Below are 16,868 nucleotides of genomic sequence, written 5' to 3' on the forward strand. Positions count from 1 at the left end.
GCGGCGGGTTGCGGCGGGTTGCGGCGGGTTGCGGCAGGTTGCGGCAGGTTGCGGCGGGTGGCGGCGGGTTGCGGCGGGTTGCGGCAGGCTGCCGCACGTTGCCGCAGGCGGCGGCCCCTTTGGCCGCCGCAACGCCCTGCAAGCGCGTCCATGTACAATCCCCCCCGCCGTGTCTGCAATGGACGCGGCGATCGCGTTACCGCGATCCTGGTGGACCCGGCATGCCGGGTGGCTCGGCCGGGCGCCTATCCCCCGGACAACTTCAAGCGACTTTGGGTGCGTGCCCGGAACTTGCCGCATCGGCCCTGGGCACGATGACGCCCCACCGCTTGCTGACTTCAGGCTAGCTGAACCATGTTTTCGTTTTCCACGCTGCGCCGCGATTGGCTGTCCAATCCCCGCGCCGATATTCTTGCGGGCGTGCTCGTTGCCCTGGCACTGATCCCCGAGGCCATCGGCTTTTCCATCATTGCCGGCGTCGATCCCAGCGTGGGCTTGTACGCGTCGTTCTCGATCGCGCTGGTCATCGCCTTTGCCGGCGGTCGCCCCGCCATGATTTCGGCCGCCACCGCGGCCATCGCCGTGCTGGTCGTGCCGCTGGTGCGCGACCATGGCATCGCGTATCTGTTCGCGGCCTCGGTGCTGATGGGCGTGTTGCAGATTCTGGCGGGCCTGTTGCGCCTGGACCTGCTGATGCAGTACGTGTCGCGTTCGGTAGTCACCGGCTTCGTCAACGCGCTGGCCATCCTGATCTTCATGGCGCAGCTGCCGCAGCTGACCCACGTGACGTGGGTGGCGTATGCGATGGTGGCGGCGTCCCTGGCAATCATCTATGTGCTGCCGCGATTCACCAAGGTGATACCTTCGCCGCTGGTGGCCATCATCGCCATGACGGCGGTGTCCATCTATCTGGGGCTGGACGTCAACACGGTGGGCGACATGGGCAAGCTGCCTTCCGCCCTGCCCTCGTTCGCGCTGCCGGACGTGCCGTTCACGCTGGACACGCTGCGCATCATCCTGCCGTATTCGCTGACGATGGCCGCCGTGGGCTTGCTGGAATCGATGATGACCGCCCAGATCGTGGACGACATGACCGACACGTCCAGCGACAAGCGCCGCGAATGCAAGGGCCAGGGCATGGCCAACATCGTTACGGGCTTTCTGGGCGGCATGGGCGGCTGCGCGATGATCGGGCAGTCGGTCATCAACGTGCGTTCCGGCGGACGCACCCGTTTGTCCACCTTTGTGGCGGCAACGTTCCTGCTGTTTTTGATTGTGGTGCTGGGCCCGCTGGTGGCGCGCATTCCCATGCCGGCGCTGGTGGCGGTGATGATCATGGTGTCCATCGGTACGTTCAACTGGCGCTCGCTGCGCAACCTGACATCGCATCCCTGGCAATCGTCCGTGGTCATGCTGGCCACCGTTCTGGTGGTGGTATGGACGCACGACCTGGCGCGCGGCGTGTTGACCGGCGTGGTGTTGAGCGGGCTGTTCTTCGCCGGCAAGGTCAAGGGCCTGCTGACGGTGACGTCACAGCGGGCAGACGACCGCGCCGCCCGCGTCTATCGCTACCAGGGCCAGGTGTTTTTTGCGTCGACGGGCCGGTTTGCCGATGCCATCGATTTCAACGATGACGCCCCGGCCGTCGTCATTGACCTTGGCGGCGCGCACTTCTGGGACATCTCAGCCGTGGATGCGCTGGAAAAAACCGTGGCCAAATTGCGGCGCGCGGGCAAGACGGTCGAGGTGATCGGCCTGAACGAGGCCAGCGCCACGATGGTCGGCAAATACGCATCGCCGGCCCCGGGCGCGCACTGATCGCCTGGCTTAAGGGCTAAGCAGATCCGACAAGGCGTCGCCCAGTTCCCTGACGGCGCCCGTTACGCCTTCGGCGGCGCCTTCCGCGCCCACGCCGATCGCCCGGCCGAACCCGCGCGCCACTTGCGCGGCAAACCCTCGCGTGACCGAGAACTTCGGATTGTCCAGGCTGCCGCGTAGCGCGAATTCAAACCGCAACGCGCCCGTCTTGTCTTTCATGGCGGCCAGCACGGCCTTGCGCGGCAGGGAAAATACCGACCCGTCGCCCGTGAATTTCAGGTCGCGCAGCGCCACCGTGCCGGACGCGCGCAGGTCACGCTTGTCGATGGCGGTGGTCATGTCCAGGTCCATCGCGCCGGCGGCCAGCGTGCCCGCCCCGTTCTCGGACAAGTAGGGCGCGGCATGGCGAATGTCCATATTGCGCACCGCCACCTTCATGTTGGAATCCGTGCTGCCCAAGGCCACCCAACCTTGCGCGCGCACGGTGGATTCGCCGTTGCGGTTGTCTTGCACCGCCCCGCTGAATTCCAGGTCGCTATGCGACCCGTCGCCCGGGATGGCGATCGGGTTCAAGCGCGCCTGAACGTTCTTGAACGCGATGCGATGCGGCGGTTTGGACACGACCGCATCCAGGAAATCCAGGCGCCCGTCGCGCAGCACCAGGTCCGCGATGCGGATCGGCATGGGTCCGCGCGTGCGGCTTTCGCCCGAATGCAATGCGGTCTGCAAGGCCGGCGCAATCTGCATATCGTCGCCGCTGCGCACCACCGCAAAGTCAAAGCCTTCAACCAGCACGGTGTGGAACACGGCTTCGTGGCGCAGAAAGGCCGTCCATTCCGGTTCCAGCGTCACGCGCGTGGCGCTGGCCTTGTTCTGGCCGGCCGCACCCGGCACCACCACGTCGGTCAACACCACTTGCCGCAAGCCCACGCTGATGTCGCCCACCTGGCTGCGCGGCCCCAACAGGCTGTAGATGCGCTGCTCGACCATGCGCGTCGCGGCAAACGCCAGTATCGCCACCAGGGCGACAAGCATCAGCAGCACGGCCAGCGTGGTGCCCAGGGCCGAACGCCGGCGCGGAGCTGGGGCGGGAATGCTCATGAAAGATCCTGTGTGGGCGAACGAAAGTGCGCGCAAGCGCGCGGGCGCAACCAAGGCATGGTCAAAGATACGGCGACATTATTCAATGGTCGAAATGGATGATGGCAGCAATCCCGGCCGCCAAGCAAATGGCCCCGGCCTCGCCGTGGTTGCTGGCGGGGCCGGGGCCGTCGGGAGTCGCGCTTGCCGTACTGGGAAATCAAGACGCGGTCGAGACGCTAGCGCTGCGTCTTGTTTTGCTGTCCGGGGTTCTGGCCTTGCTGGCCCTGGCCCTTGTCAATTTGCTGACCGGGCTGCTGACCCGATTGCTGGCCCGGCTGTTGACCCGGCTGCTGCTTGTCACGCGAATTTTCCTGGGCCTGTTGCTTCTGCGGCTGCTTTTGCTGGTCGGGCTGGTTCTGATTGGACATTGCGTGTCTCCTTTAGGGCGGAACGATTCCGCTGGACAGGAGTAGCAACTGGCGTGCCCAAACAACACCGTGCGCCGGATGCGGGGGGCAAAGTTTTGATGACCCTGATTGATTGGCGCCCGGCGCGGCAAGCGCCGCGGCCTGCCGGGGGACGGCCGCTCGGTAAGAATTACCGGCAGCTTCGATTACTGGGTGGTCACGCGCGCACGCGAGGAAGGCTCGGCGTCGGCGCCGTCGAAGGCTTCGATCCACGAAGAGGCGTAGCTGGCGGAGGCGGCCAGCGGGGATATCCCGTCGCGTTGGGTGCGCAGGCGCACCATCAGCTCGTCCAGCACCATGGGGCGGCCCAGCGCAAAGCCCTGTCCATAGCGGCAACCCGCCGCGCGCAAGGCCGGGATGTCGGCCACGTTCTCGACGCCTTCGGCCACCACGCGCCAGCCCATGCGCGTGGCAAGCTCGGCGGCGGTGCGCAGCACTTCAAAGGCCACCGCGCTGCGGCGCATGCGGGTCACGAAATATTGATCGATCTTGACTTCGGACAAGGGGATTGCAGACAGCAGCTTCAGCGACGCATGGCCGGTGCCAAAGTCATCCAGGCTGACTTCGCAACCGGCGTCCTCAAGCTTCATCAACGACGCGCGCAGCACGTCCAGTTCTTTGATGGGCTGGTCTTCGGTAAGCTCCACGCGCACCAGCGAGGCCGGCAACTCGGCGGCCTGGATGCGGTTAAGCAGAAAGTCCACGCAGCGCTCGTCCGACAAGGTCGTGGCCGGCGCGTTGATCGCCACGGGCACGGCAACGCCCATTCTGCGCATGGTCAGCAGCACATCGATGACGCGCAGGCACACGCGTTCGAACAACTGCTTGTCCAGGCCCATGCGATTGACGCCGGGGATGAATTCGGCGGGCATGACGACGCCCAGCCGCGGGTGTTGCCATCGCGCCAGCGCCTCGGCCGACACGATCTTGCCGGTCAGCAAATCCACCTGGGGCTGCAACAGCACGCGCAACCCGTCCTTACCCGCAATCATGGCCGCGATTTCCTCATCGCTGACCACCGAGCCTGTGGAAGCCTCGTGATTCGGTGTCATGTCTACGCTCCTAGCGTGTTCCCGGATAAAGCCTGCGCTGTCCGGGCGCAGATAGAACACATTGGGACATGAGTATTCACTGTTGGCTTGCCGCAATCGGCGGGGGTTAAATTCCACTGCGCGATCGCAAGTGTTTTTTTATGCCATTTTGCGCAATTGTTCCAGGCAAATTTGCGAGTATCTGGCAACGCATTCACATTTATGTAACCGTCCGTATATGCCGGCGCCTTGTCGACATGCTAGGGTTTGCATCCCTGGCCGGTTTGGCTTCCCCCTGCTGCGACTTCCCTTAGCGTGACAAAACTGCTTTCCCGTTGGCGCGCCTCGCTGCGCCACGTCCTGTGGCTGGACGCCCTGCAAGCCGCCGCGATCAGCGCGGCCCCCGTCATTCTTGCCGTGCTGGCGCATGAGCCCCGCCTGGGCTGGACGGCCATCGCGGCGTTCTGGGCCTGCTTCGGCGACCCCGGCGGGCCGCTACGCCAGCGCGCCGGCTCGATGCTCGCCCTGGGGCTGGTCGGCGCCCTGTTCTGCTTTCTGGCCAGCGCCAGCGCGGGGCACCTGTGGCTGCTGCTGCCCCTGACTTTCCTGTGCTGCACCCTCGGTGGACTGTTGCGGGTGCTGGGGCCCGCCGCCGCCATCGTCGGCACGCTGTTGTCGGCCGGATTCGTGGTCGCCGCCGAACTGCCCGCGCCCACGCTGGCCGAAAGCCTGTCTTACACCCTGTTCTTCCTGGTTGGCGCCGTCTGGGCAATTTTGATGACCGCCCTGGTATGGCGGCGCCGTCCCTGGAAAGACGCGACGCACGCCGTGGCCCATTGCTATCGCGGGCTGGCCGACTTTGCCGATGCCCTGGCGCGCATGTATTCCGGCCTGACGCCCGCCGGCGGCCCGCAAGCCTGGACGGCCGTTACCAAGCCGCAACGCAGCGCGCAACGCGCTGCCCTGGAGGCGGCCCGCGTGCGCATCCGCGAAGTGCAGGACGCCCGGCCGTCGCGCCGTGCCCGCGCGCATCAACTGATGTATCTGCTGGACAGTGCCGAAGACAGCTTCATTGCGCTGGTGGCCGCGGCCGACCTGCTGGAGTCGAACGCACCGCGCTGGCTGGGACGCAGCGCGGGCGCGCACCTGTCGCATGCCCTGCACCGCTACGCCAGCGTATGCAACGCCATCGCCAGCACCTCCGACGTCAGCGACGCCAAGCAGGCCGAATGCCTGCGCGAACGCCTGGCGCATTTCGCGGCGGGCTTGCATGACCTGCGGGGCGGCGCCATGGCGTACGCGCCAGATCTGGCGTCCGTCGTCCCGGTGCTGGACCGCATGCTGCACACGGCCCAGTCCGTCATGCAGGCCATGTTCGACCAGGGCGATGCGCCCACCGCGCCTGTCTCGTCGCCCGGCATGGGCAGCCGGGCACGCCAGGCCCTGCGTACGCTGCGCCAGAACATCGGCGTGGAATCAGACGCCTTTCGCCACGCCTGCCGCGTGGGCGTGGGCGCCACCATCGCGGTGGCCCTGTCCAAGACGTTCGCGGTGAATCACGGCTATTGGATGTCGTTGACGCTGGTTTTCATCCTGCAACCCTATTTCGCCACGACCTGGCAGCGCACGGTGGAACGGGTGATTGGCAGCGTGGCCGGCGCCATCGGCGCGTCGCTGCTGGGCTTGCTGCTTAGCACGCCGCTGTCCGTGGCGTTGGCCGTGCTGCCGATTGCGCTGGGCACGTTCGCCGCCCGCACCATCCACTACGCGCTGTTCACCTTCTTTTTGACGTCGCAGTTCGTCCTGGTCAGCCATATCCAGCAGCCGGAAATCTACGAACCCATGCTGGCCGCGCTACGTGCGTTCAACAGCGTGTTGGGTGGCGTGCTGGCGCTGCTGGTGGGTGTTTTGGTGTGGCCGGAAAAAGAGCCGCGCCAGTTGGCCGATGCGCTGACGCGCGCGCTGGAGCGGCATGCGGCCTACGCGCTGGCGCTGCTGCGCCAAAAGAGCAACGCGCCGTCCGCGCCCGACCAGGCGGATATCGTGGGGCTGCGGCGCCTGGCGTGCCTGTCCGCCGACAACGCCGAAGCGTCGTTGCAGCGCTTGCAACAAAACCCGGTGCACCGAGACCGCAAGGTCGACACCGCCGTGAACCTGTTGAACGCCATGCGCCGCATCACCGCCGCCGGCACCGTGTTGGAAATCCAGCCCGCCCTGCCGGCCGACGCGCCGGCGGCTGCCTCGGCGCTGCAAGACTACGCGCGCGTCCTGGCGCACGCCTTGCACCCGCAGGACGAGGCGCCGGGCGTTAGCGCTCGCCAGTTCGCGGTGCCCGCCGCTGTCACGGCGGCAGACCCCGCGCTGGCCGGCCCGCTGGACCGCATTGCGCAACAAGCGCGCCAGGTGCGCCAATTGCGCGATCGCATCGAAAAGGAATCAACGGCGTGACGCGCGCTTGCGCCGGACGCGGGAGATTGCCCACGGGTTGATGCGCGTCAATAGCAAGGCGGCAAGAAAGCGCAACCATGAAGGCATGGGACGCTTATCAAGGAGACCCGCCATGTACCGCCGCATTTCTGTACACCTGGACCACGGCTTCGACTGCAAACGCCGCACCGACCTGGCGCTGTCGCTGGCGCGCCGCCACCAGGCGGAGCTGGTGGGCATTTACGCCAGCGCCGCGCCGCCGCAGTATTACTACGGCGAATCCGTGCTGATGTCTCGCACGCTGGACGTCATGAAGCAATTGCAGGCGCAGAATCGCGACGCAGTGGAAAGCGCGTTCCTGGCCAGCGCTGCCGCATCCGATATTGCCGCCGTCGTCCGCGCGGGCGATGCCGCGCCCAGCGCCACCGTCGCGCTGCATGCGCGCACCAGCGACCTGGTCATCGTCAGCCAATTCAACCCTGACGATATCGAAGCCGCGCACGAAACCGAATTTGTCGAACAGATGTTGCTGACCACGGGGCGGCCCGTGCTGGTGCTGCCTTCAAGTGGCGAATTCAACGCCGTCGGCAACCGCGTGCTGGTTTGCTGGGATGGCAGCCGCGAAGCGGCCCGCGCCTTGGCCGACGCCACGCCGGTCTTGCGCCAGGCGGCAAGCCTGGTGGTGTTGACCATGGAAGAAGGCACGGCGCCGTCCAAAGCCGGCGTCGTCGATTTCAACGACGTGGCCACGTACTGCGTGGCGCACGGCATGCCGGCACCTAGCCACGTGCGCCGCGATATCAAGGGCGTGGGCGTGGGCAGCACCATCCTGAACGCCGCCGCCGACCACAGCGCCGATCTGATCGTGATGGGCGCCTACGGCCACAGCAAGTTCCGCCAATGGGCCATGGGCGGCGCCACTGCGTCCATCCTCAAGAGCATGACCGTGCCGATCATGTTCTCGCACTGAGCGCGGACCGCGGCGGCGCTCAGGCCGCCTGGGCGTGTGCGTCCAGGACGGGCGTCAGCACGGGCTGACCGGCAAAGTGCGCCGTGGCGTTTTTCAGGAACAGCGCCACGGTTGCCGCGACCGCTTCGGGCGACCGCCCGGCGCTGTGCGGCGTCAGCACCACGTTGCCCAGCTTGAGCAGGGCCTGCGGGACCTGCGGCTCGCCGTCCACCACGTCCAGCCCCGCGCCCGCGATACCGCCGTCGGACAGCGCCGAGATCAGCGCGTCCGTGTCCACGACGCTGCCCCGCGCGATATTGATCAGGTAGCCGTTCGGCCCCAGGGCTTGCAGCACTTGCGCGTCCACCAGGTGCCGTGTGCCCGCGCCGCCGGGCGTGGCGATGACCAGGAAGTCGGACGCCGCCGCAAGGTCGCGCGGATTATCGAAATAGGTGTAGCCCGTTTCAGGACGCGCGCGCCGGTTGAAATAGCCGACCTGCATCCCGAAACCGTTCGCGCCGCGCCGCGCGATTTCCAGGCCGATGGTGCCCAAGCCCAGAATGCCCAGGCGCTTGCCCGTTACTTGCGGCCCCATGAAGCCGCTCCAGTGGCCTTGCCGCACCCAGGCGTCCGCCTGCGGCAGATGGCGCGCCACGCCCAGCAGCAGCGCCATGGCATGGTCGGCCACCGACACGGCGTTGGCGCCAGGGCCGTTGGTCACAATGATGCCGCGCGCATGGGCGGCGGCCAGGTCGATATTTTCATAACCGACGCCCAGCGAACAGACGAGTTCCAGCTTGGGCATGACCGCCATTTCGTCGGCCTTCAAACCCGTGGCGCCGCGCGTCAGAACGACGCGGATGTCCTGGCCGTGTTGGGCGATGGCGTCAGCGCGCATCTGCGCGGTGGGGGCATAGACGGGCTGGAAGCCGCGCGCCTGGATCTCGGGCAGGTAGTCCTGCACGCTGTCGATCAAAATCAGCAAGGGGATGGTCATGTTGGCGTTGCCGGGTAGCGGGGTCTTGGAAGGACGGGCAAAAAAGCAGGCGAAGAAAGTCGGCCAAAGAAAAGTGGGCCAAATAGAAATCGGCCAAATAGAAATCGGCCTAATAGAAATCGGCCAAAGAGAGGCGGGCAAATCTTACGCCTGGCGTTGCCGTCGCGCCACCCGTCGTCCAGCCCTTGGCCACGCCCGAACGCAATGGCCCGGGGCGGCGATGCCACCCCGGGCCACATTGCAAGACCGTCATGTCCGAAGCGGTACCTTCGGCCGCGTCAAGCCCGGGCCTTTCAAGCCCGTGGCGTCAGGTTCGGACCGTTATATCCGTCCCATCAGCAGCATCACGATCAGCACGATCACGACAATGCCAAGCAGGCCGCTGGGGTAATAGCCCCAGCTTCGGCTGTGCGGCCACGCAGGCACGGCACCGATAAGCAGCAGGATCAGAATGATCAGCAGGATGGTCGACATAATGACTCCTCGTCGTTATTGATTTGCGTTGTTCTGGTTTGCGTTGTTCCGCGGCCGCCGCATCAGCGCTGGGGCGGCTCGATTTCCTTGACGGGCGGCGACAGCGGCGGCAGGTCCACTTCCGGCTGGTCGGTATCGGGGTCCACCGGCAAGTCTCCCGGCGGCGACCCGGGCGGAATGGGCTCCGGCTTGGGCGGCACGTGTAGATGCTGTGTGGCTTGCATGGCACTCTCCTGTAGGGACCGTTGCGCCACGCGCTTTGCTGCGCGCTGTGCAACGATCGATTCGCAGACGGTTGTCGCTGGCCCCTGTTCAGCAAGCGCCGTGCCCAAACGCATACTGCCTGCCCGATGGCCGATTGATTGACGGGCACGGCGCTTGCTTCGGGACGCCCGTAAGGTTCCGGAGACAGCATGGACACCCGCAGCAACCCGCTTGCCGAGCCGGCCCCCGGCGCTGGCGACCCACCCTTGGTCTACGTGGATGACACCCAGCCCGGCTACCGGCGGGTACGCGTCAACGGCAGCACCTTTCATTACCTTGATACCCACGGCAAGCGCATCACGGACGAGGCCGAGATCAAGCGCATTCACAAGCTGGTGATCCCGCCCGCGTACGAAGATGTGTGGATCTGCCCCCTGCCCCACGGGCATTTGCAGGCCACCGGGCGCGACGCCCGTGGCCGTAAACAATACCGGTATCACCCCGCCTGGGCGGCACTGCGCGATGCGGGCAAGTACCAGAACCTGCTGGCCTTCGGACAGGCGCTGCCGCGCATCCGGCGGCGCGTGGCGCGCGACATGAAGGAACGCGGCCTGACGCAGAACAAGGTCATCGCCACCCTGGTGCGCTTGCTGGAAACCACACTGATACGCATCGGCGCCCGGGAATACGCGCGGTCAAACAAGTCTTATGGCTTGACGACGCTAACGCGCCGCCACGCCACCGTGGCCGGCAGCAGCTTTCGTTTTCGCTTCGTGGGTAAAAGCGGCGTGCCGCACGACGTGACGGTACGCGACCGCCGCGTCGCGCGCATCATCAAACGCTGCATGGAGATTCCCGGCCAGCAGCTGTTCCAGTATCTGGATGAAGACGGCGCCAAGCACCCCGTGGATTCCGGCGCGGTGAACGCGTATCTGCGCCAAGCGGGTGAAGGCGACTTCACGGCCAAGCATTACCGCACGTGGGCGGGGTCCGCGATGGCCTACGCGGCATTGCAGGCGCACCCCTTCGAGACCGCGACGCAAGCGCGGCAGACGGTTGCCGAGGTTATCAAGCAGGTGTCGAAGCGGCTGGCCAACACGCCGGCCGTATGCCGCGCCTGCTATGTGCACCCGGCGTTGCTTGAGGCCTATCTGGAGGGCCGGCTGCCGCCCAAGGCGCGCGCGCCGGATGGCCCGCGCGGGCTGCATGCGGATGAACGGCGCCTGCTTGAATTCCTGCGCAAGCTGCCGCCCATGGACGCGCCCGCGCCGCCCATGCCTTCAGAAGAGGTGTGAACGTGCATTCTTCGCGCGCGGCTGCGGCGCGTCACCATCGGCCCAGTTCGACTCGGTCTGGTTATCGACCACGGCACGCTTGTCGCGAGCGGCCTCGTCCGGCGTCGAGGCGTCTGGTTTCACCGGTTGTTTCGGCACATCGACGGGCCCGCGCGGCGGCAGTATCTTTGCGGTGTCCTGGGTGGCGTCCGCCTTGGGCGCAGAAGTGTCGGACGCTGCGTTCTCGGGTTTCGAATCGGATCGGGATTTCATGACTACCTCCTGTCTGGGTTCGAACTTTCATGCTACGGCCGCGCGCCGCATCGAGGCACTGACAGTATCTTCAAATTGCAAGCGGATGTGCCCGGCCGGGCGCGGCCGCGCCTTTGCCAACCGCCATGGGCACTCACAAGGAGATGCAATGCGAGACCCAAACTTCGAGCAATGTGTGCAAGCCTGCTACGAATGCGCGGTGGCTTGCGACCAGTGCGCCGCGGCCAGCCTGGATACCAATGCGGCGAAGATGAAGCGCTGCATTGCCTTGGCAACCGATTGCGCCGGCGTGTGCCGCTTGTGCGCCGCGATGCTGGCGCGCAACGGCGAATTTTCTACCGCGCTTTGTACGTTGTGCGCTTTGGTTTGCGACGCTTGCGCTCGCGCATGCGCGCCTTACCAAGACATGGAGCACTGCCAGATCTGCGCCGGCGCCTGCCTGGCGTGCACGCTGGCTTGTCAGGACATGCTCGAAGCTTGACGGCTTTGACACGCCACGGGGCCGCACGGGCAGGCCTCGGACCCGGCGCCCTTTTCGCCCGACTGCCAGGAGCTTTTCGATGGCCTCTACGAATACCCCTTTGCCTTCCGATTTTCCCGAGAACGGCCCGGACGATCGTGGAACGCGCAGACGCGCGCGCCATCCGGAAAGTTGGATCGACGAAATCGAAGCGACCTTGCGCGACGCCGACCCGGGCGATCTGGACGCGTTGAAGGCGCGCCTGTCGGATCAGCTGAACGCTACGCGGCGCAGCCTGCGCGATGCCTCGGATAATGCGGGGGATCTGATGCGGGAAACGCTGGACTGCACGGAAGAATACATCCACGCACGCCCGTGGCAAGCCATCGGGCTGGTGGCTGGCGCGGCGTTCCTTTTCGGCGTCATCGTGGGACGCCAGTAACCGCCGCGCCAACAGGGCTCAGGCCGGGCATCAGCCCGGCTTTTGGGCCTTGTCCTTGGCGTCGCCGTAAGCGGCCTGCGTCTTGCCGGCTACTTTTTGCGCCGTGCCTTTGAGCTCGGTAGACGTGCTACCGGTCGCCTTGCCAGCCACTTCCTTTACCTTGCCGGCGGCCTCTTCGACTCTGCCCTTTACCTGGTCCTTGTTCATGGCTCTCTCGCTTTCATCATGTTGATGTGTGCCCGACGCCACGGTTGACGTCGGTACCGTTCCTACGCAAGCGCCGTGCCCAAACCGCTTGGCACAACAACAGGAACAAGGTTTGCTCCTGCGCGGGGCCAGGCGTGGAATTTCGCGCCATGACCATGACAGGAGCCCAGCCATGAGCAAACCCTCGACCCCGCCCCAAACCGGCGGCCGCCCGCACCCCACGCCGCCCATGCCCGGCCAGCATCTGGAAAAACCCGGCAATGAAGCCGACATGGTGCTCAAGCCCCAATACCTGGCGCCCGGCTACGAAGGCAGCGGCAAACTCAAAGACATGGTCGCCCTTGTCACCGGCGGCGACTCCGGCATCGGCCGAGCCGTCTGCGTGTTGTTTGCGCGCGAAGGCGCGGACGTCGCCGTGGTGTATCTGGACGAACATGAGGATGCAGAGGAAACCCGGCGCGTCGTCCAGGCCGAAGGCCGGCGCTGCGTGTTGATCCCGGGCGACGTGAAGGACGGCGCCTTTTGCAAAAGCGCCGTGGAGCAGACCGTGAAGGAATTCGGCAAGCTCGACGTCCTGGTCAACAACGCGGCGTACCAGCAGCACATAGCCTCGCTGACCGACATCAGCGACGAGCAATGGGAAAAAACGCTGACCACCAATATCACCGGCTACTTCCGCATGGCGCGCGCAGCGCTGCCGCATTTGAAAACCGGTGCGTCGATCATCAACACCGGGTCGGTCACCGGCTTGCAAGGCAGCGCCAAACTATTGGACTACTCGTCGACCAAAGGCGCCATCCACGCCTTTACCCGGTCGCTGGCCGCCAACCTGGCATCACAGGGCATCCGTGTGAACGCCGTGGCGCCCGGACCGGTGTGGACCCCGCTGAACCCGGCGGATCAAAGCCCCGAGGCCATTAAAGAGTTCGGCAAGAAGACGGATCTTGGCCGCCCGGCCCAGCCCGAGGAAATTGCACCGGCTTATGTGTTCCTGGCCTCGCCCGTCTGCGCCAGCTACATCACCGGTATCGTGCTGCCCATCACGGGCAGCGCGGGCGACTGATCAGCGGGCGGGAAGATGCAGCAGGCCGCCCGTGGGCGGCCTGCTGTTTTTTTGATACGGCACGGAACATTCAAGGCGTGGGCGACGGCGCCTCGACGGTTTGCGGCGGCGTGAGCGGGTCGAAGTCCTGCCATTTTCCGTCGCGCCAACGGCCTTGGGCGCGTTCAATGTCTTGTCCGCCAGACTCGCGCAACACCCGACGCGCCACCGATTCCTTCTCCGCGGTCACGTGCAACGCCAGCATCACCCCGGCCATGCGCACCACCGGGTGGGATTCCTGCACGACCGGCGTGCTGGGCGTCTTGCGCCGGCCTCGGCCCACGATCCACATGGCGCCGGCCAGCGCGCCGATATAAGCCCCGACACCGGCCGCCGCGATGATGATCAGCACAGGCGCGGACATCTGCGCGGCGATGATGCCACCGAGCAAGGCAAACACCAATCCCAACGCCGACGCGCCGGCCATCGCGCCCAGGTGGCCGCCCTTCGCGTCGGGGTCGGCCGCCCGATCCCCGCCAAGCGGATAGCGCGAATGGCCGCCTGCGGAATTGATATAGAACGTGTGGACGTCGTCTTCCGTAAAGCCTTCTTTGAACAGGTTTTGCGTGGCCACGGAGGCTTGGTCAAAGGTCTGGAATCTGGCGGCAACGATCAAGGACATAGCGTTCTCCCGTATGCGTACGCCCGCTGTCCAGCAACTTGCATACCCGAGGGGCGGCGGCACGCCACTTGCGGGGCCGGCCGAAGCGCGGCGTTGCCATGCGGCTTCGCCACCGCCTATTCAAGACTTACCGGAGACCGTCATGCCCCCTACCCCTGACATCCAATACCCCGACAACAGCGGCCGCCCCGATGTCGGACCCAGCGACACCTCGGACTCTGCCAGCGATGTGCCGCCGGGCCTGGCGCACACCGATAGCGACTCGCAATCCACCGGCGACCGCGAAAGCGTGGACCCGGACTTGCTGGACGACGATGTGGACGGCGATGACATCGCGCCCGATCACGTGACCGACGCTGACGACGCGGGCGTTTCGCGCTCGCCGCCTGACCCGGTCCGCAACGGAGGTTGACCCTTGGGCAGTACCCACGCGCTGCGGGCGGCCTCTGCCCGCAGCCGCCCCTCACCGGAGCACGCGCACCATGGACATGTCGGGCCAGAGTGAAGATATTTCCGCAAGCGAAGAAGAAATTGCCGCGCGCCCGCTCGGCCGCCGACGCGATTTGTCGGGGCTGGATTGGGCAGCGCTGATCGCGGTGGTGGCCGGCGGTTTGAATTGCGGCCTGATCGCTGCCGTGAACCTGGATGTGATCGCCCGCGTCATTCCCAACGCCGCCGTCACGCGTGGCATCCAGGGCATCATCGGGCTGGCCGCGCTGCATTGCGTGGTGATGCTGTTCCGCTGGGCAGATGAAGCGGGCGAGCCCGGCGAGCCGGGCTAAGCCCGGCTTATTCAGTTGCCCGGCGGACGCTTACCCGGGTACTGGCCCCCTTCCTCGAATTCAGCGCCCTTGGTATTGGGTTTCTTGTCGGCGGGCCGCTTGGCGGGCTGCCGCTCTTTGCCGAAGCCGGGCTTGTCCGCGCCGAACTGCCCGCTGTCGTGGGCGGCTTCGGTATTGTCCTTGGGCTGGTTGGCCTGGGATTTTCCGGTCTCGGCGCCGGCGGCCTGATTGTCCTGCTTCATATCGTTCTTCATATCGTTGTGGGTCATGGGTAGCTCCGCGTTGACGTGATGGATATCGCCGCGCATCGATTGACGTCGGCGGATATCGCTGGATATCGCCCACAGCCCGCGCAAGCGCCGTGCCTGACACGCCGGGAACGGGACTTGCTCTGGAGTCCGCAGGTCCGCCCCGTGTGGACCCTTACCCAAAGGAGTCAGTCATGAATCTGTCCAGAACCGTTTGCCCCGCTATCGCCTTGTGCCTGTCCGCCGTCGCCTTCCAGGCCTCCGCGCAAACCACCCAAGGCAGCTCTGCGCCCCTGCGCACGAACGATCAAATCGACAGCCAATACAAGATGGACAAAAAGGCTTGCGATGCGATGAAGGGCAACCAGAAGGACGTGTGTCAGAAGCAGGCGGAAGCCAACCGCGACAAGGCCCGCGCCGACGCCAAGGCCGGCAAGGAAAAGGCCGAGGCAAACCATGACGCGGCCAAGACCAAGAGCGACGCCGATTACAAGGTGGGCAAGGAAAAATGCGATGCCATGTCCGGCAACGCCAAGGACGCTTGCATGGCGGATCTGAAGACCCGCCACAACAAGTAAACCGCTAGTCGGTCAGGCCGCGTCCCTGGAATCGCGCTGGCCGGCGTCTTCGCCGGGCAGCGCGAAGCCGGCTGCGGCATATTCTTCAAGTCGGTTGTAAAGCGTCTTGGGGCTGATGCCCAACATCATCGCGGCTTGCTTCTTCACGCCGTTGCAGCGTTCAAGCGTCGCGAGGATCAGGCGGCGGTCCGCCTCGGCCAGCGTCTCGCCCACGGGCACGCTGACTTCTCCGCCCACGGGTTCACCCGCCGGCGACACGTGCGGGGCCAGCATGTCCACCCCCAGCACATCCCCATCAGCCATGATGAAGGCGCGGCGCACAAAGTTCTTGAGCTCGCGCACGTTGCCCGGCCATTCATACTGCTTGAGTATTTCGGACGCCTCGGGCGAGAAGTATTTGTTCCTGCCCGACTCCTGGTTCTGCGCCTGCAGAAAGCGGCGCGCCAGCAGCAGGATGTCGTCGCCCCGTTCGCGCAGCGGCGGCAGTTCAATTGGGAATACGCTCAGGCGGTAGTACAAGTCTTCGCGCAGCTTGCCTTCCTGCACCGCCTGTTCGGGATTGCGATTGGTGGCCGCGACGATACGGATGTCGCAGCTGATCTCGCGGTTGGTGCCCACGCGCATGAACTGCCCGGTTTCAAGCACGCGCAGCAGCTTGACCTGTAGGTCCAGCGGCATTTCCGTGACTTCGTCCAGGAACAATGTGCCGCCGTCGGCGCGTTCGAAATAGCCCTTGTGCTGGCGGTCGGCGCCGGTAAAGCTGCCGCGCTCGTGGCCAAACATTTCGCTTTCGATCAGGTTGGGCGAAATCGCCCCACAGTTGACCGCAATGAACGGGCGCTGGCGACGCGCGCTGAGTTCGTGGATGGCGTGGGCAGCAAGCTCTTTGCCGGTGCCGCTTTCGCCGATCAGCAGGGTCGTCACATTGGTGGGCGCCACCCGGCCGATCTGGTGGTACAGCTGCACCATGCGTTCCGACTCGCCGTACAGCTTGCCGAAACGGCCGGGCTCTTCGAAGGGCATGCCGGGCAGTTCGCCACCGGCGTTCGTAACGACTCGCGTCAGAATTTCGTTCAGCCGTTCCATGCAGATCGGCTTGACGAGAAAATCGCTGGCGCCCAGACGCAACGCCTGGACGGCGTAATCCACCGTGCCGTGCCCCGTCATCACCACGACTTCGGCGCTGGCCACGGCCGCATTCTTGAAAATGTCCATGCCGTTGCCACCAGGCAAGCGGACATCGGTCAACACCAGATCCGGCGCTTGCCGTTCCAGCTGTATCAGCGCATCTTTCACGCTTCCTGCCACTGCCACCGAAAAGCCGCTATCGCGACCCATTTCGGCCAGTGTTTCCCGTATCGCGTCGTCGTCATCGACGACAAGCAGATGAGGCATGAGTTCTCCTGTTGCCGGTGCGCGGTCATCAATCA

The 16,868-nt window shown here is 65.5% G+C and carries 21 protein-coding genes and 1 other annotated feature; of the genes, 11 read left to right on the forward strand and 10 right to left on the reverse strand.

All coding sequences use genetic code 11. The features are described from left to right. Window positions 1–209 precede the first annotated feature (209 nt). Window positions 210–262 (forward strand) — a sequence feature (sul1 is cis-regulatory element that is thought to sense ions involved in sulfur or methionine metabolism; They are found in Alphaproteobacteria). Between the two features lie 92 nt (window positions 263–354). Further along, window positions 355–1,818, forward strand: coding sequence for a SulP family inorganic anion transporter (locus tag YH64_RS08305; RefSeq protein ID WP_104145527.1), 1,464 nt, complete (start codon window positions 355–357; stop codon window positions 1,816–1,818). Between the two features lie 9 nt (window positions 1,819–1,827). Here the strand turns inward: YH64_RS08305 and YH64_RS08310 are convergent, their stop codons facing one another. Further along, window positions 1,828–2,919: a DUF748 domain-containing protein gene (locus YH64_RS08310; RefSeq protein WP_046807604.1), complete on the reverse strand. Its 1,092-nt coding sequence runs from the start codon at window positions 2,917–2,919 to the stop codon at window positions 1,828–1,830. A gap of 98 nt (window positions 2,920–3,017) precedes the next feature. Between YH64_RS08310 and YH64_RS30105 the strand changes: the two genes are divergently transcribed. Next, a complete protein-coding gene (locus YH64_RS30105) occupies window positions 3,018–3,374 on the forward strand; it encodes a hypothetical protein (protein ID WP_185975345.1) in 357 nt (118 codons plus the stop codon). A 140-nt stretch (window positions 3,375–3,514) separates the two neighbouring features. Here the strand turns inward: YH64_RS30105 and YH64_RS08320 are convergent, their stop codons facing one another. Beyond that, window positions 3,515–4,420, reverse strand: a complete 906-nt coding sequence (locus YH64_RS08320) for an EAL domain-containing protein (protein WP_046807602.1) — start codon at window positions 4,418–4,420, stop codon at window positions 3,515–3,517. Between the two features lie 294 nt (window positions 4,421–4,714). Here YH64_RS08320 and YH64_RS08325 point away from each other — a divergent pair, with 294 nt between their 5' ends. Together YH64_RS08325 and YH64_RS08330 are read left to right on the forward strand one after the other, a co-directional pair. Beyond that, window positions 4,715–6,847, forward strand: a complete 2,133-nt coding sequence (locus YH64_RS08325) for an FUSC family protein (protein ID WP_046807601.1) — start codon at window positions 4,715–4,717, stop codon at window positions 6,845–6,847. 112 nt (window positions 6,848–6,959) lie between these two features. Continuing rightward, window positions 6,960–7,796: a universal stress protein gene (locus YH64_RS08330; RefSeq protein WP_046807600.1), complete on the forward strand. Its 837-nt coding sequence runs from the start codon at window positions 6,960–6,962 to the stop codon at window positions 7,794–7,796. A gap of 19 nt (window positions 7,797–7,815) precedes the next feature. Here YH64_RS08330 and YH64_RS08335 read toward each other — a convergent pair whose 3' ends face one another. From YH64_RS08335 to YH64_RS30110, 3 genes are all read right to left on the reverse strand, one after another. Then, window positions 7,816–8,772 carry a 2-hydroxyacid dehydrogenase gene (locus tag YH64_RS08335; protein ID WP_046807599.1) on the reverse strand — a complete coding sequence of 319 codons (957 nt, stop codon included), beginning with the start codon at window positions 8,770–8,772 and terminating at the stop codon, window positions 7,816–7,818. A 321-nt stretch (window positions 8,773–9,093) separates the two neighbouring features. Beyond that, window positions 9,094–9,246 carry a DUF3309 domain-containing protein gene (locus tag YH64_RS08340; protein ID WP_006219570.1) on the reverse strand — a complete coding sequence of 51 codons (153 nt, stop codon included), beginning with the start codon at window positions 9,244–9,246 and terminating at the stop codon, window positions 9,094–9,096. A 62-nt stretch (window positions 9,247–9,308) separates the two neighbouring features. Next, window positions 9,309–9,470 (reverse strand): hypothetical protein, encoded by a 162-nt coding sequence (locus YH64_RS30110; RefSeq protein ID WP_162941210.1) that lies wholly within the window; start codon window positions 9,468–9,470, stop codon window positions 9,309–9,311. Between the two features lie 189 nt (window positions 9,471–9,659). Between YH64_RS30110 and YH64_RS08345 the strand changes: the two genes are divergently transcribed. Next, window positions 9,660–10,745, forward strand: coding sequence for a DNA topoisomerase IB (locus YH64_RS08345; protein WP_046807598.1), 1,086 nt, complete (start codon window positions 9,660–9,662; stop codon window positions 10,743–10,745). Here YH64_RS08345 and YH64_RS08350 read toward each other — a convergent pair. Then, window positions 10,731–10,997, reverse strand: a complete 267-nt coding sequence (locus YH64_RS08350) for a hypothetical protein (protein ID WP_046807597.1) — start codon at window positions 10,995–10,997, stop codon at window positions 10,731–10,733. The genes YH64_RS08345 and YH64_RS08350 overlap by 15 nt on opposite strands. 148 nt (window positions 10,998–11,145) lie before the next feature. On the opposite strand from YH64_RS08350, the gene YH64_RS08355 reads away from it, so the two are divergent. Beyond that, a complete protein-coding gene (locus tag YH64_RS08355) occupies window positions 11,146–11,478 on the forward strand; it encodes a four-helix bundle copper-binding protein (protein WP_082134677.1) in 333 nt (110 codons plus the stop codon). Window positions 11,479–11,557: 79 nt separating this feature from the next. Then, entirely contained in the window at window positions 11,558–11,899 is a 342-nt protein-coding gene (locus tag YH64_RS08360) for a YqjD family protein (protein ID WP_046807596.1), read from the forward strand. Window positions 11,900–11,929: 30 nt separating this feature from the next. On the opposite strand, the gene YH64_RS08365 is transcribed toward YH64_RS08360, so the two are convergent. After that, window positions 11,930–12,106: a CsbD family protein gene (locus YH64_RS08365; protein WP_046807595.1), complete on the reverse strand. Its 177-nt coding sequence runs from the start codon at window positions 12,104–12,106 to the stop codon at window positions 11,930–11,932. Window positions 12,107–12,278: 172 nt separating this feature from the next. On the opposite strand from YH64_RS08365, the gene YH64_RS08370 reads away from it, so the two are divergent. Continuing rightward, complete coding sequence (locus YH64_RS08370; RefSeq protein ID WP_082134676.1) at window positions 12,279–13,169, forward strand: SDR family oxidoreductase; 891 nt, start codon at window positions 12,279–12,281, stop codon at window positions 13,167–13,169. A gap of 70 nt (window positions 13,170–13,239) precedes the next feature. Here the strand turns inward: YH64_RS08370 and YH64_RS08375 are convergent, their stop codons facing one another. Beyond that, the gene (locus YH64_RS08375; protein ID WP_046807593.1) at window positions 13,240–13,830 is read right to left on the reverse strand and encodes a hypothetical protein; all 591 of its coding nucleotides are present in this window, start codon (window positions 13,828–13,830) and stop codon (window positions 13,240–13,242) included. A 142-nt stretch (window positions 13,831–13,972) separates the two neighbouring features. Between YH64_RS08375 and YH64_RS08380 the strand changes: the two genes are divergently transcribed. Further along, window positions 13,973–14,242, forward strand: a complete 270-nt coding sequence (locus YH64_RS08380) for a hypothetical protein (RefSeq protein WP_046807592.1) — start codon at window positions 13,973–13,975, stop codon at window positions 14,240–14,242. Between the two features lie 70 nt (window positions 14,243–14,312). Further along, window positions 14,313–14,612, forward strand: a complete 300-nt coding sequence (locus tag YH64_RS08385; protein WP_046807591.1) for a DUF378 domain-containing protein — start codon at window positions 14,313–14,315, stop codon at window positions 14,610–14,612. A gap of 11 nt (window positions 14,613–14,623) precedes the next feature. On the opposite strand, the gene YH64_RS08390 is transcribed toward YH64_RS08385, so the two are convergent. Next, entirely contained in the window at window positions 14,624–14,881 is a 258-nt protein-coding gene (locus YH64_RS08390; RefSeq protein WP_223265008.1) for a hypothetical protein, read from the reverse strand. Window positions 14,882–15,054: 173 nt separating this feature from the next. On the opposite strand from YH64_RS08390, the gene YH64_RS08395 reads away from it, so the two are divergent. Beyond that, the gene (locus YH64_RS08395; protein WP_052946137.1) at window positions 15,055–15,438 is read left to right on the forward strand and encodes a hypothetical protein; all 384 of its coding nucleotides are present in this window, start codon (window positions 15,055–15,057) and stop codon (window positions 15,436–15,438) included. A gap of 12 nt (window positions 15,439–15,450) precedes the next feature. Here the strand turns inward: YH64_RS08395 and YH64_RS08400 are convergent, their stop codons facing one another. Next, the gene (locus YH64_RS08400; protein WP_046807590.1) at window positions 15,451–16,833 is read right to left on the reverse strand and encodes a sigma-54 dependent transcriptional regulator; all 1,383 of its coding nucleotides are present in this window, start codon (window positions 16,831–16,833) and stop codon (window positions 15,451–15,453) included. Window positions 16,834–16,868 lie beyond the last annotated feature (35 nt).

It is taken from the genome of Achromobacter sp. LC458, from assembly GCF_001005835.2.
In the GTDB taxonomy this organism is placed as follows: Bacteria; Pseudomonadota; Gammaproteobacteria; order Burkholderiales; family Burkholderiaceae_B; genus Achromobacter; species Achromobacter spanius_B.